At 60.9% G+C, this 14970-nt stretch carries 14 protein-coding genes; 13 read left to right on the top strand and 1 reads right to left on the bottom strand.

The genetic code is table 11. From position 1 onward, the window contains the following. The first annotated feature begins 83 nt into the window (after positions 1-83). From AT395_RS18095 to AT395_RS18030, 13 genes are all read left to right on the top strand, one after another. Positions 84-977, top strand: coding sequence for a LysR family transcriptional regulator (locus AT395_RS18095; protein ID WP_048629900.1), 894 nt, complete (start codon positions 84-86; stop codon positions 975-977). 207 nt (positions 978-1184) lie between these two features. Continuing rightward, positions 1185-1364 (top strand): DUF3311 domain-containing protein, encoded by a 180-nt coding sequence (locus AT395_RS18090; protein WP_039365210.1) that lies wholly within the window; start codon positions 1185-1187, stop codon positions 1362-1364. After that, positions 1364-2860 (top strand): monocarboxylate uptake permease MctP, encoded by a 1497-nt coding sequence (gene mctP / locus AT395_RS18085; protein ID WP_042116901.1) that lies wholly within the window; start codon positions 1364-1366, stop codon positions 2858-2860. Before AT395_RS18090 ends, mctP begins: the two co-directional genes overlap by 1 nt. Positions 2861-3507: 647 nt before the next feature. Continuing rightward, a complete protein-coding gene (locus AT395_RS18075) occupies positions 3508-4437 on the top strand; it encodes a fumarylacetoacetate hydrolase family protein (RefSeq protein ID WP_042116898.1) in 930 nt (309 codons plus the stop codon). Positions 4438-4500: 63 nt separating this feature from the next. Then, positions 4501-5496, top strand: coding sequence for an ABC transporter substrate-binding protein (locus tag AT395_RS18070; protein WP_042116897.1), 996 nt, complete (start codon positions 4501-4503; stop codon positions 5494-5496). A gap of 116 nt (positions 5497-5612) precedes the next feature. Beyond that, positions 5613-6014, top strand: coding sequence for a VOC family protein (locus tag AT395_RS18065; protein ID WP_042116895.1), 402 nt, complete (start codon positions 5613-5615; stop codon positions 6012-6014). After that, complete coding sequence (locus tag AT395_RS18060; protein ID WP_082117961.1) at positions 6011-6886, top strand: ABC transporter ATP-binding protein; 876 nt, start codon at positions 6011-6013, stop codon at positions 6884-6886. Before AT395_RS18065 ends, AT395_RS18060 begins: the two co-directional genes overlap by 4 nt. Before the next feature lie 68 nt (positions 6887-6954). Further along, complete coding sequence (locus AT395_RS18055) at positions 6955-8052, top strand: porin (RefSeq protein ID WP_048629899.1); 1098 nt, start codon at positions 6955-6957, stop codon at positions 8050-8052. Positions 8053-8112: 60 nt separating this feature from the next. Beyond that, entirely contained in the window at positions 8113-8667 is a 555-nt protein-coding gene (locus AT395_RS18050) for a VOC family protein (RefSeq protein ID WP_048629898.1), read from the top strand. 10 nt (positions 8668-8677) lie between these two features. Further along, complete coding sequence (locus AT395_RS18045; protein ID WP_042116888.1) at positions 8678-9424, top strand: ABC transporter permease; 747 nt, start codon at positions 8678-8680, stop codon at positions 9422-9424. A gap of 33 nt (positions 9425-9457) precedes the next feature. Beyond that, positions 9458-10345, top strand: coding sequence for a 4-hydroxy-tetrahydrodipicolinate synthase (dapA, locus tag AT395_RS18040; RefSeq protein WP_048629897.1), 888 nt, complete (start codon positions 9458-9460; stop codon positions 10343-10345). 17 nt (positions 10346-10362) lie between these two features. Then, positions 10363-11172: an alpha/beta hydrolase gene (locus AT395_RS18035; protein ID WP_048629896.1), complete on the top strand. Its 810-nt coding sequence runs from the start codon at positions 10363-10365 to the stop codon at positions 11170-11172. A gap of 24 nt (positions 11173-11196) precedes the next feature. Beyond that, positions 11197-11856, top strand: coding sequence for a GntR family transcriptional regulator (locus tag AT395_RS18030; protein WP_048629895.1), 660 nt, complete (start codon positions 11197-11199; stop codon positions 11854-11856). Between the two features lie 140 nt (positions 11857-11996). Here AT395_RS18030 and AT395_RS18025 read toward each other — a convergent pair whose 3' ends face one another. Continuing rightward, positions 11997-14732, bottom strand: coding sequence for an autotransporter outer membrane beta-barrel domain-containing protein (locus AT395_RS18025; protein ID WP_072632870.1), 2736 nt, complete (start codon positions 14730-14732; stop codon positions 11997-11999). Positions 14733-14970 lie beyond the last annotated feature (238 nt).

Genomic DNA, 14970 nt, shown 5'->3' with positions numbered 1-14970 from the left:
TTGTTTTTTAGTGCGTTCGAGCGTAATTTCAGGAGATTGATAAATCAATTGAAATGATTTGATCGCAGTAATCACAAAACATAATGGATTTGAATCTACGAGACATTCGGGCGTTTCTCGCGGTAGCGCAGAGCGGCAGTTTTACGCGCGCGGCGGGACAACTGCATCTGTCGCAACCGGCGTTGACTGTGCAGATTCGCCGGCTGGAGGAGACGGTCGGTGTGCGGTTGTTCGACCGCAATAGCCGAAATGTGGCGCTGACTCCGGCGGGGCGTGCGCTCTTGCCGTTGTTGCAGAAGTCGCTGCACGACATGGAGCATGTGCTGATCGATGCGCGGGCGTTGGGCGACGGATCGAGCGGTGTCGTGCGTATTGCGTGCCTGCCGACGTTTGCCGCGAGCGAATTGCCGGAGCTGATTCAGCGAGTCAAGGCACGGGTGCCGCGTGCGGGCTTCCACGTGCGCGACGCCGTAGCCGGCGTGGTCGACTCGCTGGTGCGCACTGAGGAGGTCGATATCGGACTGACGGGGGGCGACGTGACCGACCCCGAGTTCGATGTCCTGTATTCGGGCGGCGATCATCTCGTGGCGGTGCTGCCCGCGCGCCACAGGCTTGCGCGACGCAAGCACCTCGGGCTCGCGGAGCTTGCCAGTGTGCCGCTCGTGCTGACCGCGAAGAATACGAGTGTCCGGGCGGTCGTCGACGGCGCGTTTGCGCGCAGTGGCTACATGCCGGAGATTGCGTGTGAGCCGACCTACATGATGACGGCCGTTGCCATGGTCAGGGCGGGGCTTGGCGTGACAATCCTGCCGGCGTCCGCCCGAGAGGTCAGGGCGGAACCGGACTTGCTGATTCGTCCCATTGATCACGACGCCTTCTTGCGCCCCATTGCCTTGATCAAAAAGCGAGGGCGGACATTGCCGCCCATTACCCAGACATTTGTGTCGATGCTGCTCGAAAGATTGGCCTCGCATTGAGCGATGACGTCGGGCGCGAGCCCACGCTTATTCCCCAGCAATGCGCTGCGTCGTTTCAACACGCACAACACCCCAAAAATCCTCGCGACGGCCGCCGTTCGGGGCTTTCAGGCCAGCCCGGCAAAACCTGTGTCGATGGGCTAGAGTGAGAAACAGTGGCAAGTCAATACGCATCAATCCAACCAAAACGCGAGGAGAGACACGCAAATGCGGTTATTGCTATTGCTGCCGTTCATCGGCTTATTGTGGGTTCCGTTCTATAACCGGGAATTGCCATCGCTCTGGGGCTTTCCGTTCTTCTACTGGTATCAATTCGCCTGGGTGCCACTGACGTCGTTGCTGATCTGGATCGTGTTCCGCAACGGACTGAAGAAAGGGGAAGAGTGATGAACGCCTCCGGCATCAACTGGACCGCACTGGCGGTTTTCGTATTCTTCTTTGCCCTTGTGACCGTCATGGGTTTCTGGGCGTCTCGATGGATGGCAGGCACATCGCCCAAGGGCGCCCACCTCGACGAGTGGGGACTGGGCGGTCGCAATTTCGGTACCTGGATTACGTGGTTCCTCGTTGGCGGAGACTTCTACACCGCTTATACGGTGATTGCCGTGCCTGCCCTGGTCTATGCCGTTGGCGCCTATGGGTTCTTTGCGCTGCCGTACACGATTCTCGTCTATCCGATTGTTTTCCTGATCATGCCGAAGCTGTGGCATGCGGCGCACAAGGCAGGGCATGTCACTGCCGCCGACGTTGTCTATGGCCGGTATCAATCGCGTCCGCTTGAGTTCGCCATTGCGCTCACGGGGGTGGTGGCCACCATGCCCTACATCGCCCTGCAACTGATCGGTATGGAAGTCGTGATCAAGGCGCTGGGTCTGACGGGCGAGTTTCCGCTGCTGGCCGCGTTCGTCATTCTCGCGCTGTACACCTACTCTGCGGGGTTGCGTGCGCCGGCGCTGATCGCGTTCGTCAAGGATCTGATGATTTACATCGTCGTTCTGGTGGCGGTGATCGTCGTGCCGGCCAAGCTGGGCGGGTACGGCGTAGTGTTCGATACGGCGCGCGACGTGTTCGCCAAGAAGGGCGGGGCGACGGGGCTGACGCTGAAGCCGGCGCAATTCCTGCCATTCGCAACACTCGCGATCGGTTCGGCGCTGGCGGCGTTCATGTATCCGCATACGTTGACAGGGGTGTTTGCGGCGAAGAATGCCAACACGATTCGCAAGAACGCCGTGTTCCTGCCGGCCTACACTGTGCTGCTCGGCCTGATCGCCTTGCTGGGTTTCATGGCCTACGCCGCTGGCGTGAAAGTGCAGACCAACAACGATGTCGTACCGGCGTTGTTCAACGGCCTGTTCCCGAGCTGGTTTGCAGGCTTCGCATTCGCGGCGATTGCGATCGGTGCGCTCGTGCCTGCCGCCGTGATGTCGATCGGCGCCTCCAATCTGTTCACGCGCAACTTCTGGAAACCTTACGTCAACCCGGGCATCTCGAATGCGGGTGAGGCGAAGGTCGCCAAGATCGTGTCACTGGTGGTGAAACTCGGTGCGCTGGTGTTCATCCTGTTCCTTCCGACGCAATTCGCATTGGATTTGCAGTTGCTCGGTGGTGTCTGGATCTTGCAGACGTTCCCGGCGCTCGTGTTCGGCTTGTTCGTTAGCTGGTTTGGGGCGCGTGCGCTGTTGTGCGGCTGGGCGGTCGGTATCGTGTACGGGAGTTGGCTGGCATTCGCAGACGGAATCAAGCCAGTACACACGTTCGCGTTCGGAGGGGACAAGATATCTCTGTACACCGGCCTCATCGCCCTGGCAGTAAATATCGTTGTCGCCGTGATCGCCAACGTGGTGCTCGGAAGGGGTGCGCATCCGGCGCTGCGCAGCGCTTAAACCGTTTGATGTCCAATCGGCTCGCGCGACATTACGCGCGGTTCAAGGTGCCACACGTCATCGGCATGTGTGGCACCGGTTTTCCTTTGCAGTGTCCCCTTCGCACGCGTCCACCTAACAAGTACCTGCACGACGCAAAGTGCCATGCGCGCGGGCAGTTTGACCGTCAGCGTGCTTTCTTAAGCAATGTCCCGATGGCGCGCCACGGCTGGAAAGGCGTTCCGTGGATCGTTTGATGCCATCGCGGAGCACATCCGTCCAGCGATTTGGCGCAGATGTCTCTGCAACGTCATGCTGACCACCGGCTGCCCACGCCGGCTGGCTTGAACTGGACGGCATTCGCCGCCGAGTTTTGCGAGTAGGTACAGCCGCTCGCTACGGCCGTCGCCCTCCATCTCCCTCCCCGTTTTCCGCATTGCGCCATGACGAGTGGCGGCATACCCGCTCGCTTTATCCGTCATCCGCACGTAATTCCCCAACATTTTTCCGCTTCGCAGCACAAATCGGTGCTTACCCTACAAATGCATAAAATCGTTTACACATATATGTGATGAATCTAGCATGCATTTAACCGTGCGGCGTGAGACATCGAACCTTGGGATTCGATCGCGCACGGCGGTCCGAACAACATCGCGAGGAAAGAAAAAATGGTGTGGTACGCATTGGCAAATTACCGGAACGGCACGACGGAGCGCGCGGCGCTTGTGCTTAGTGGCGAACAACTTTTCGATCTGGCCAACGCGGCACGTCTCGTCTTCGACGGGGCGTTGCCCGCCTGGGCGACGCTGCCGGTCGACGGCCTGATTGCCCAATGGCCGGATGTTTCGCTCGAATTGGATCGATTCGCGGCGAAGGCAGAGGCGAAGCGTGGGGAGATGCGTCCGCTGACGATCGGGGCGAACGACATCCTGCCGCCCGTGCGCCCGCAACGGGTGTTCTGTGCGGCGTCGAATTTCGTCGAGCACGCGAATGAAATGGGGACGGTGCTGGCCGCCAAAGCTGACAGCCAACCTTATGTATTTTTGAAGCCGAATACGTCGGTGATCGGCCAGAACGACGTGGTGCGTATGCCCGCGGCGTCCCAACAGGTCGACTGGGAGATCGAGCTGGGTGCGGTGATTGGCCAGACGACGCGCAACATCAGCGTCGAGCGAGCGCTCGATTGTGTGGCGGGCTATACGGTCGTGAACGACGTGTCGGCACGCGATCTGAATATGCGCACCGATTTCCCCTTCAAGTTCGACTGGTTCCGCGGCAAATGCTTTGACACGTTCGCGCCGATCGGTCCGTGGATCGTGCCGGCCAACCAGATTCCCGATCCGCAAGACGTTCACATGCGTCTGAAGGTGAACGACGACGTGATGCAGAACGGCTCGACCGCCGAGATGATCTTCAACGTACGCGAGCAGATCGCTTACCTGTCGACGATTCTCACGTTGCAGCCGGGCGACGTGATCGCTACCGGCACACCAACTGGCGTGGGCATGGGGCGCGGCATCTATCTCAAGCCGGGCGATGTCATGGAAGCGCACATCGCGGGCATCGGCACGTTGCGCAACCCGGTGGCAGCTGCTTAGCCCCGCAGATCGTACCTCCGCAACCTCGTGTGCACGGCAAGAGGCATTCTCACAGGAGACACCATGAAGTGGGGCAAGCGAATTCAGTATTGGGCCGCGTGGGTTGCGGGCGTTGCGTTCTGCGCCGGAGCCGCGCAGGCGGGACAGGCCGTGACGTTCAATCTGGCGTGGGTTCCGCAAGGGAGTACGGCGGGCGTGCTGGTGGCGATCGATAAGGGCTTCTACCGCGACGTGGGTCTCGATGTCACGGCAGTGCGCGGCTACGGCGGCAATCGGACCGTCAACGAGGTGGATCGCGGTGCATTTCAGTTTGGCTATGGAGATCCGGTGAGCGTATCGCTCAACCGGGCCAACGGCGGCCAGACACGCATGGTGGGCGCGATCAATACGCGATGGCCGGCCGGCCTTTGCTACGTGGAAGAGAACACCAAAGCCACATCGCTGAAGGATCTGGCGGGCAAGCGCCTCGGTGGAGGTGCGGGGTCGCCGGTGCAGAACATTGCACCGGCGTGGCTCGAAAAGAACAAGTTGCCGCGCGACTATCTCCGTCTCGTGCAAATGGACCCCTCGGTGGTAGATCTGTCTCTCATTCAGGGCCGGATCGATCTTGCCGAATGCTGGCGCGGCTCGAACCGCGCGGTGATCCAGAAAGATGCGCGTCAGGCGAAGCTCACCCTTCGCGCCATCGAGTATGCCGACTACGGACTGGACATCTACGGCAACGGCATCGTCACCTCCGACGAACTGATCAGGAAAGACCCCGAGATGGTTCGCAAGTTCGTGCAAGCGACCTATAAGGGTTACGACTATCTGGTGGCACACCAGAAAGAGACGGTCGACATCATCGCGAAGCAGTACCCAATGCTCGATCGCGACGTACTCACCCAGCAGGTGTCGGAGACGGCCGATCTGATCGTCGACAAGACCGCGTCGAAGAAGTCGCTCGGCTGGATGTCGCCAGACCGCATGAACAAGACGGCGGCCTTTATCGACAGCGCCTTCAGGCTCGGCGGCAAGGTCAAGAGCGAGGACATCTACACAGACGCATTCTTCGACTGAGTCGCCTGGTGAATTCGTGCCGGAGCGTTTGCCTCGGCTAAAGCACTGCGGCCCTCGCGAAGGCCGCTTTCCCAAAGAACTACCAAGAACCACGAACGACAGACAGGAGCACAACCATGGCCAAGCTGCGCCACATTGCCCTCGCCGTGCCGAATCCGGCCGAGACTGCGAAATTCTATTGCGAAACGTTCGGCATGACGATTGCAGGACAGACCGATTCACCGCTGGCGAGCGGCGTCTATCTCACGGACGGCACAGTGTGCCTCGCGCTGTTGAACTACAAGAACGACGAATCGGCGGGGCTGGACAAAGGCAAGGACTTTGTCGGCTTTCATCACATTGGTTTCTGGTGCGACGACCTCGACGCGCAATCGGACGCCATCACACAGAATGGCGGCGAATTTTTCATGGATCTGCCGATAGACAAGACATCGCTGTACTACGAAAAGAAATTCCGCGATCCCCTCGGCAATGTGTTCGACATCTCTCATAACGGCTGGGTTGGCGCGCGCAAATGACGCTCGCTTCGCTCATTCCTCGCAAGGAGCGCGATGTGTTGACGATGAAGGTGATGAGTTCGCCCGCAGCCGATGGCACGCGCCCGCGTGCGGCAGTGCCCGGCGATGTGCCCGCGGCGCTCGCCATTTCGCTGCATGAGGTCGCAAAGACGTTTGAGGGGGCCGGCGTGCGTGCGCTCGATCCGCTCTCGCTGGAGGTGCCGCGCGGCGAGTTTGTTGCGGTGCTGGGCCCCAGCGGCTGTGGCAAGAGCACATTGCTGCGACTGATCGGCGGGCTGTATCCCTGCGATCCGTCAGGGGTGGTGAGGGTGTTCGGCGACGAAGTCAAAGCGCCGTCCCCGCATGTCGGGATCGTGTTTCAGACCTACAACCTGTTGCCGTGGTTGAACGTGGTCGAGAATCTCTGCCTGTGCGCGCAGACACGCGGCATGCCACGCAATGTGATCAACGAGCGGGTGCCCGGCATGTTGCAAGTGCTTGGTCTCGACGACTTTGCAAACCGCTATCCGCACGAGTTGTCGGGCGGCATGCGGCAGCGGGTGGCGTTGGGACAGGCACTGATCACGCAGCCGGATCTGCTGCTGCTCGACGAACCCTTCGGCGCACTCGACGCCCTGACGCGTGACCGCCTGAATGTCGAGCTGCTGCGGCTATGTCAGACGAACCGGCAAAGCGTGCTGCTTGTAACGCACAGCATTGACGAAGCCGTGTTTATGGCAGACCGGGTGTTGGTGATGTCGCCCCGCCCGGGGCGAGTCGTGCAAGACATTCGCGTCAACCTGCCGCGCCCGCGCGATCCGAAGGTCACGCGTCGACTCCCCGAATACGGGCGGCTGGTGACCGAGCTTGGCGAAATCATGGGTGTTGCCTGACGCTGCACGGCAGAGCGTCGGCATCGCGTGCCCCGGACAACAATAGATCAATACAGAGAGACACATTCATGAACCGCATTCGATCGGCTACGGCGCTTCTGGCGCTTCTGGCGCTGTGCAGCGGGACCGCTTTTGCCCAGAGTAACGTCACGCTATACGGCAACATCGATGCCGGCGTGATGTACGTCAACAATGTGAGAGGTAACGCGCTGTTCGCGGCACAGGAAGGCAACCTGGTGCCCAACTTCTGGGGGATTCGCGGCAGCGAGGACCTGGGCGAGGGGAATCGCGCAATCTTCAACTTGCAGGGCGGGTTTTCCGTATTGAACGGCAACATGATCCGCCCGGGCGTGATGTTCAACCGCCAGGCGTTTGTGGGGCTCGCGTCGGCGCGTGCAGGTACGTTGACGTTTGGGCATCAGACGACCTTCAACTTCGACATCCTCGCGCCGTTCTCCACGGGCTTCAACCTGGGCAGCTTCTACGCCATGCACCCGGGCAACTTCGACGAGTTGGCCAACACCTTCCAGTACGACAACTCGGTCAAGTACCGCACACCCAGCATTGGCGGCCTGACGGCGGGGGCGATGTACGGGTTTTCGAATCAGGCCGGTGCGTTTGCGCAGGGGCGCAATTATGCGTTCGCGCTGGATTACGCAAACGGCCCGCTCAAAATCGGCGCGACTTACGAGAGCGAGAACAACCGCGCGTTGAATCTGGGTGGGGGCCTCGGGCTGCCTGCCTATCAAGGCGTCAGTCTCGCGAACGGTGCGACGTTTCCAACGGATAACGTGCGCAATTACGGCGTGGGCATGTCGTACCGGATCGAGCGCTGGTTGCTGCATGCGTTGATCACCGCCACACGCATCGCCGCAGGCGGCAATGCGCAGACGATGACGAACTACGATTTGGGGGCGAACTTCCAGTGGACGCTCACGAATGCCGTCAACGCTGGCGTTGCGTACTCGCGGTTCAACGGCCAGCGGTGGACGCAGTTCAGCGTCGCAGATGTCTATTCGCTCTCAAAACGCACGTCGCTATACGTGAACGTGCTGTACCAGATGGCGTCGGGTAATGGCGCGGTGGCCGTGCTCCAGGGCATTGGCGGGCCGTCGTCCACGAATCGGCAGATGGCCGTTGTCACGGGTATGCAGCATGCATTCTGAGGCCGGGGGCCGAGCGTCGACCGCTGGTTTTCGAGACACACACGCAATGGAGATATCGCAATGACACGCCCTCGTCCCCGCCGCCTCGGCCATTTGGTCATGATGGTGCGCGATCTAAAGGCGTCCGCTCGCTTTTACGTCGACATTGTCGGCCTGGAGGTGTCGGACCGTATTGGTGACCAGATGGTCTTTCTTCGCTGCGGCGAGGAACATCATGATCTGGCGCTCGCGCAGCTGCCGGCCGACTCCCCGAAGTTCGACGACGGGCCCGACACCCGGCGGCCGGGCCTGGAGCATTTCGCTTATCAACTGGCCAATCTTGACGAAATCGAACGCGCCGCCGCGTTTCTGAAGGCGAAGGGTGTCGAGATCGTGCGTGGAATCGGCAAGCACGGTCCGGGCGAGAACGTCTTCCTGGTGTTCAAAGATCCCGATGGCAACTATGTCGAATTCTATTGCGACATGATTCAGATGAACGCGGCAACGCCTCATGTGCCGCGTACGTGGGAGAACAACCTCGACGCCTTTGATCAATGGCATTTCCAGCGTTTCCTTGTGCCGCCTCCTGCGTGGGGGCCGCGCACAGGCGATGGCGACGACAATCACAACAATTAAGGGGGAGGCCATGCGCAAGTCATTGCGTCGTTTTGATGCCGCTATCGGGTTCGTGTTGCTGGCGATCGTTTGGGAAATGGGGGTGGCGCTATTTCATATCAAGCCATATCTCCTGCCATCGGGCAGTGCTGTTGCGAGTGCGTTCTGGGAGAACCGGGCGGCGCTCGCGCATCACGCCTTCATTACGACGTGGCAGGTGGTCGCGGGCTTCGTCGCCGCAGTGCTCGGCGGAGTGCTCATCAGTCTGCTGGTGTTTTTCTTCGACGGCCTGCGGCGCACCGTGATGCCGATGATCGTGGCGATCCAGGGCATTCCGAAAGTGGCGCTCGCGCCGTTGCTCATCGTGTGGTGCGGATATGGGGCAACGTCGAAGATCCTCATGGCGTTCCTGTTCGCCTTCTTCCCCATTGTGATCTCGACGTTGGGCGGGCTGGCGGGCACGCCGTCGCATCTGGTCGAGCACTTCCGGGCGATGAACGCATCCGCCTTGCGCACCTTCTGGAAGCTGCGCGTGCCGAGCGCACTGCCGAGCTTTGTCGACGGTTGCAAGATGGCGATGCCGCTGGCGGTGATCGGGGCCATCGTTGGCGAGTTCGTTGGTTCGGAAAACGGACTCGGGAGTTTGATTCTGCTGGCAAATGCGTCGGCAAAGACCGACCTCATGTTCTCCGTGATTGTGACCATCACCGTGATATCGGGGGGGCTTTATGCCCTGATCGATCTTGCCGGACGAAAGATCTGGTGGCGCGCTCTGTAAGCGACTTCGACTTCAATGGATAGGGACAATTTCATGACTCGACATTTTCACGGGGTGATCCCCGCCATGGTTACGCCGTTCGATGCGAGCGGCAATTTCGATGAAGCCCGTACACGCGAGTTGATCGAAGGTTATCTCGAGGCGGGCGTCCATGGTATTTCGGTGGCAGGGAGCCAGGGCGAGTTCTACTTCTTGAGTTTCGATGAGCACGTGCGCCTCATCGAGATTGCCGTTCAGACAGTGAATGGGCGAGTCCCGGTCTACGCAGGGACTGGCGCACCGTCGACCCGTCAATCGATTGCCCTGACGCAGGCGGCCGAGTCGATCGGCGCCGATCTGGCGTTGGTCATCACGCCGTACTTCGTGCAACCAAACGACGACGAGCTTTTCGGCCACTATCGCGCCGTTGCGCAGGCGACACGGCTGCCGGTGATGATCTACAACAACCCGCCGCGAACGGCGGTCGATGTACCGGTCGGGTTGTTCAAACGGTGTATGGAGGTCGAGAACATTGTCGGTATCAAGGATTCGAGTGGCGACCTGACCCAGTTTGCCGAGTACATGCGGGTGGGCGGCAAGTCGACGCTTGGCTTCTGCGGACGTGATACGTTATTTCTTTCAATGTTGCTGCACGGCGGTTCAGGCGCGATTTCGCCGGCGGCGAACGTGTTTCCGGAACGGGTGTTAAAACTCTACGAACTTGCACGGGCGGGGCGGTGGGAAGAGGCGCGTGCAGTGCACGATCAGCTCGCCCCGCTACGCGCTGCGTGGGCGTTGGGCTCGTTTCCGGTGGTGATCAAAGAGGCGATGGCGCTGGTCGGCCGCGACGCAGGCCCCGCGCGCGGGCCCATCGAAGGGCTGCCTCAAGCCAGGCGGGCGAAGTTGCGCGAAGTGTTGGAAACCATTCAGGCGAGCGCGTGAGCGCTGGAGAGGACTCAATGACGAAGCCGGCACATCCTTATGACAATCGGGGTTCAGTGGCCGATTGCGACGCTTATTTCGACGATTGGCATGCGCGCAGCGCGTTGGCGTACGACGACCCGGCGGTAGTGCGTGGCATTCGTTATGGCGACGGCGAGCGCGAGGCGTTCGATCTGATGCCGGGCGAGGCACCGAACGGCGATGTGCTGGTCTTTATCCACGGAGGCTATTGGCAGTGGTATTCGCGGGAAGTCTTCGCATTTATCGCGCCAGCGTGGCGAGCGCGCGGCGTGCATGTTGTGAATCTGGGCTATCCGCTGGCCCCGGGGGCGAATCTGGCGACGATGATGGCGGGCGTCGGCAAGGCATTGACGGGGCTGCGCACCGCGCTCGCACCTTATGTCGGCACGGTGAACAAGGTTGTGGTGTCGGGTTGGTCGGCCGGCGGGCATCTGGCGATGAGTGCGGGCGCACAGGCAGACGCCGTCATTGCCTTGTCGGGGCTGTACGATCTGAGGCCGCTGACCGGGACATCGCTGAACGACGTGTTGGCGTTGACGCAGGAATCGGCCGAAGCGGCGAGTCCGGCGCTGTGGGCAACGTCATCGCCGGGGCCGGTGATGCTGGGGGTGGGAGGGAGCGAATTGCCGGCGCTCCAGGGGCAATCGCGTACCATGCATGACCGGCGCGTGGCGCTGGGCTTGCCGGTGTGCTTGGCAAGCTGGGCCGCACTGCATCATTATTCAGTCTTGGACTCATTCTCGAAACCCGGAACGCCGGTATTCGACGACGCTTATCGCTTCTACACGACATGTACATCACGCTAACCCCCTATTCCGCGGGAGATGACCATGAATGACACCCGGGAAGAAACCACCTTGTCGCAGAAGGTCGTGCGAGGGCTGACCGAGGACATCATCAGCGGGCGCGTGCCAAGTGGCGACAAACTGGAGATTCAGGTCATCGCAGATCGGTTTGGCATTTCCGCTACCCCCGTGCGCGATGCGCTGCGCGAGCTGGCCATTGCCGGGTTGGTCGAGATCGTGCCGCGACGCGGTGCGACAGTGCTCAGCGTGGACGTCGCCCGGCTTCGCGACATGTTCGAGACGGCGGCTGAAATCGAGGGGCTATGCGCGCGCTTCGCCGCCGAGCGAATGACCCGCTCGGAGCGGTTGCGTCTGGAGATGGTTGCGAAGCAAGCACACGAGGCGGCCGAGGCCGGCGACGCCGTGCTGTACGCGCAGATCAACGACAAGTTTCACGAACTGCTGTTTGACGGCGCGCGCAATGTATCGCTGGCGGAGTTGGCACGTAGCTTCCGGGTGAGGCTCTCGCCGTTCCGGGCGAAGTTGTTCTATCAGAAAAGGCGCGTGGTGACCTCAGACAACGAGCACGAGCGCATTGTCGAGGCCATCGTTGCCGGTAAGCCCGAGGACGCCCAGAACGCTGCCCGGGAGCACTTGAATAACGCGAGTCTTAACGTGATCGAGTACTTCGAGGCCAACGCCTGAAGGTGTTGCCGCGCGGTTGAGGCTTCGTGCCAAAGCCTTGACGCGGGCGGGGATTGGACGTCCAGGGCGAAGACATCGCTATCTCCGCCCTGTGTGCCGGATGCGGCAGGCGTCTTCCTCAGACGCCGATGCGCTGTCGGTCAGAACAACTGGCGCAACCGCAACGTGCCAGCCTGAGCGACGAGGCCGCCACCGACTTGCAGTTCATAGCGCGCGGTCACGCTCAGGTTGTTCGCGCGCAGCAGCGTCACGCCTGCCGTGACCAACGCCAGATCCGATGCCGGTTGTGCACCCAGCGACGTGAATGCGGTGGCGCCGGACGGATCCGCCACGAAGCGGGCATTCGTTGCGCTGCGGCTGTTGTCGTATTGGTGACGCCAGCCCACTTGCAACTCCGGCACCACCTTGCCGTAGGACGTGGCGAACTCACGCGATATCTTCACCCCGAGGTCGCTCGTGACCGACGTTGTATTGGCGGCGTTGACCGCCAACGCGGCACCGTTGCCCCCCGACTCCGTATAGCTGGCCTGATGCAGGTAACTGTAGGTCAGCGCGGCCACGGGCGTCACCGTGGCGAAGGGCAGGGCCAGCGGGTATCCGGCCTCGGCGCGGGCAACGTACTGGGTACCGTTGAACTGCGCGTTGGTGTTGCCCGAGAAGCCGGTGAAGTTGATCGAACGGTTGGTGTCGTAGCGCTGTTGCACCACGCCAGCCGACAGATTGCCGTACCACGTATCGGCAATGTAGCTGGCGTAGCCCATCAGACCGAAGGCGTTCACGCGGGTTCGGTTGCCGTCGGTGTTGCCGGTGCTGTTGATGGTGGTGTTGGTGTAGCTGAACACGCCGCCGGCACGCCAGGCATCGTTGATCGCCCGGTCGACACCGATCAGGAAGCCACCGAAGTTGGCGCTGTAGCCGTCCACCGAATCACGTTCGCTCTGGCTCGCATGGCCACCGAACGCTTGTCCCCACGTGGCCCACTTTGGCCCGGCTTCGCCCGTCGATACCCCGCTCTTGGCGTCGGCCTGCGCGAGCCGCAGACTGTCGCTGCGCCCGGCGATGATGTTCAAGACGCTAAGGGTCGGGGCCGATACGGCCTGGCTGCTCGCGCCCGGCGCCGACGGGCTCAACTGCGCACCGGCACGGTTCGACGCCGCGGCGCCGCCAAGCTGGAGCGCCGTTGCCGCATTAAAGAGGTTCAACAGGCCGGGATCGCTGATGCCGGTGTAACGTGACAGTCCGCTTAGGGAAGCGTAGGCGTTCGGCGTCGTTGCCTGAATCTTCGGCGCCGGGGGCGTTGTCGGCACGGTAGGCGTCGTCGGTGTGGTCGGTGTGGTGTCCGCGTCCACGCTCGTCACGGTCAGCACCAGATCGCTGCGATCGCCATTGGCGACGGCGGCGCCGGTGACAGTGCCCTTGACACCGACCATCGAATACTTGAGCTGACCTTCGTTGTAGTTCGTCCCGGCGGTGGCCGCGTCGATGACTACGAAACGCTGACCGGGGGCAAACGCGTAGGCAGCGGTATTCTTCAACGCCACGGCTGAGCCCGGCGCGATGTTGGCGGAGCCCGACACCACCAGACGGCCGTAACCGGTGTCGCTTTCCATGGTGCCATTGGCTACGGCGCCGCTGCCTACGCCTATCAGTAGCGTTGCCTCCGCATATTGAGCGTAATTGCCGAAGATCGAGATGACTCGATTGATTTGCAGGTTGCCCGAGACGTTGGCAACTTTGCTGGCGCCGACGACGACGTTGTCGTCAAGCAGTTGATTGCCGTCCAAGAACACAACGTCTGCGCCGGCGTTCATCAGCGTGCCGGTTGCTCCGTTGAGGCCCGTCAGAACACCGAAGGTCGAACCTTGCCCGCCCGAGAACCTCAGAGGCTTACCCGAAACAGAGTTGATATCGCCGGCGATGGTGCCCGAGTTGACGATAGTGCCCAACACGGCGTTTTGCGCATTCTGAATGGCGAAGGTGCCGCCGCTGATGAGGCCGTTGTTGGTCAGCGAGTCGATTCGCCCGGCGTTGATCACCGCCTCCATGGACGAGTTGAGGGTGCCGGTGTTCACAATCGAGCTGATCGAGCCGGTGTTATTCAGGGCGATAGACGTTTCGCCCCCCCGGTTGTCAATGCCGACGGTGATCTTCCCGGTGTTGTTCAGCGTGCCGATCGTGCCCTGATTGTCGATCACATATTCGCGAGCGGAGAGGTAACCATCGTTGTTCAGGCGCTGGATCAGGCCACTGTTGGCAATCCCCGTGAAGTTGCCTGTAATCGTGCCTGCATTGCTCAGTGAACCGATCGTGCCACCGACGGCGTTCGTAACCCCGGTGTAGTTGGACAGCTTTCCATCAGCGAGGTTGTTCAACGAGGTGATAGTGCCGGCGTTGACAATCCCGTTTTGACCAGAGAGTTCCCCGCTGTTGTTCAGCGTGACGATTGACGCGTTGCTGCGGTTGTCAATCGCCGTGTAACCGGTAATGGTTGCGCCGGCCGAGTTGGTGAACGTGGCGATCGTGCCATTATTCACAACGACCTCGTACATGTACTGGTTCGAGATGAGTCCGCCCGGGTTATTGACCACCGCAGCAACGTTTGCGCCGGCCTCGATATTGATCGCGTTGTTTCCGATGATGGTGCTGCTGTTGGTGAGTGTGCCGACCGTTCCCGAGACGTAAATCGCTGCGTCCTCAGTCTGAACGGGGGCGCTTACCTGACAATCTCCCGAGCTCCAGGATACCGTGGCGTTCGTTGCAGACGTTACGGAACAGGGCGCCGGCGTAGCGTTGGCTAAAGAGGCCATTGCGGACAGGGCCGCGGCAATGGCCAAGGGTAGTGCTTTCAGTTTGAAGTGGCGACGTTCGTGGGTCATCTGGTGTGGTCTGCCCTTGCGGGCGATATTTTTTGCGAACGCCGCATCCTATCCCTGCAATCCCTCTAAAGAAATGCCTGGGTTTTGGTGGGGAGCAGAATTGTTTTTCTGGACGGAATAATGTTTCGGGCTTCAAGATAATCGAAGCGATTACGCATTGGCGCTCATTCGGATTGCCGAGGTGGCGAGTGGGCATCAGCGGTCGTAAAACTTGCGCAGAAGGGTTTGGGGCCAATCG

The sequence above is a fragment of the Pandoraea apista genome, assembly GCF_001465595.2.
GTDB lineage: Bacteria > Pseudomonadota > Gammaproteobacteria > Burkholderiales > Burkholderiaceae > Pandoraea > Pandoraea apista.
Note: the sequence above shows the minus strand (reverse complement) of the source record. Positions and strands in the feature narration are given on the sequence as shown.

Bases quoted from the DNA above. Each gene is read 5' to 3' on its own strand.
- AT395_RS18055 (WP_048629899.1), top strand. From the start codon at position 6,955: ATGAACCGCATTCGATCGGCTACGGCGCTTCTGGCGCTTCTGGCGCTG.
- AT395_RS18050 (WP_048629898.1), top strand. From the start codon at position 8,113: ATGACACGCCCTCGTCCCCGCCGCCTCGGCCATTTGGTCATGATGGTG.
- AT395_RS18060 (WP_082117961.1), top strand. From the start codon at position 6,011: ATGACGCTCGCTTCGCTCATTCCTCGCAAGGAGCGCGATGTGTTGACG.
- AT395_RS18070 (WP_042116897.1), top strand. From the start codon at position 4,501: ATGAAGTGGGGCAAGCGAATTCAGTATTGGGCCGCGTGGGTTGCGGGC.
- AT395_RS18045 (WP_042116888.1), top strand. From the start codon at position 8,678: ATGCGCAAGTCATTGCGTCGTTTTGATGCCGCTATCGGGTTCGTGTTG.
- AT395_RS18030 (WP_048629895.1), top strand. From the start codon at position 11,197: ATGAATGACACCCGGGAAGAAACCACCTTGTCGCAGAAGGTCGTGCGA.
- AT395_RS18075 (WP_042116898.1), top strand. From the start codon at position 3,508: ATGGTGTGGTACGCATTGGCAAATTACCGGAACGGCACGACGGAGCGC.
- AT395_RS18090 (WP_039365210.1), top strand. From the start codon at position 1,185: ATGCGGTTATTGCTATTGCTGCCGTTCATCGGCTTATTGTGGGTTCCG.
- AT395_RS18065 (WP_042116895.1), top strand. From the start codon at position 5,613: ATGGCCAAGCTGCGCCACATTGCCCTCGCCGTGCCGAATCCGGCCGAG.
- AT395_RS18035 (WP_048629896.1), top strand. From the start codon at position 10,363: ATGACGAAGCCGGCACATCCTTATGACAATCGGGGTTCAGTGGCCGAT.
- dapA (WP_048629897.1), top strand. From the start codon at position 9,458: ATGACTCGACATTTTCACGGGGTGATCCCCGCCATGGTTACGCCGTTC.
- mctP (WP_042116901.1), top strand. From the start codon at position 1,364: ATGAACGCCTCCGGCATCAACTGGACCGCACTGGCGGTTTTCGTATTC.
- AT395_RS18095 (WP_048629900.1), top strand. From the start codon at position 84: ATGGATTTGAATCTACGAGACATTCGGGCGTTTCTCGCGGTAGCGCAG.
- AT395_RS18025 (WP_072632870.1), bottom strand. From the start codon at position 14,732: ATGACCCACGAACGTCGCCACTTCAAACTGAAAGCACTACCCTTGGCC.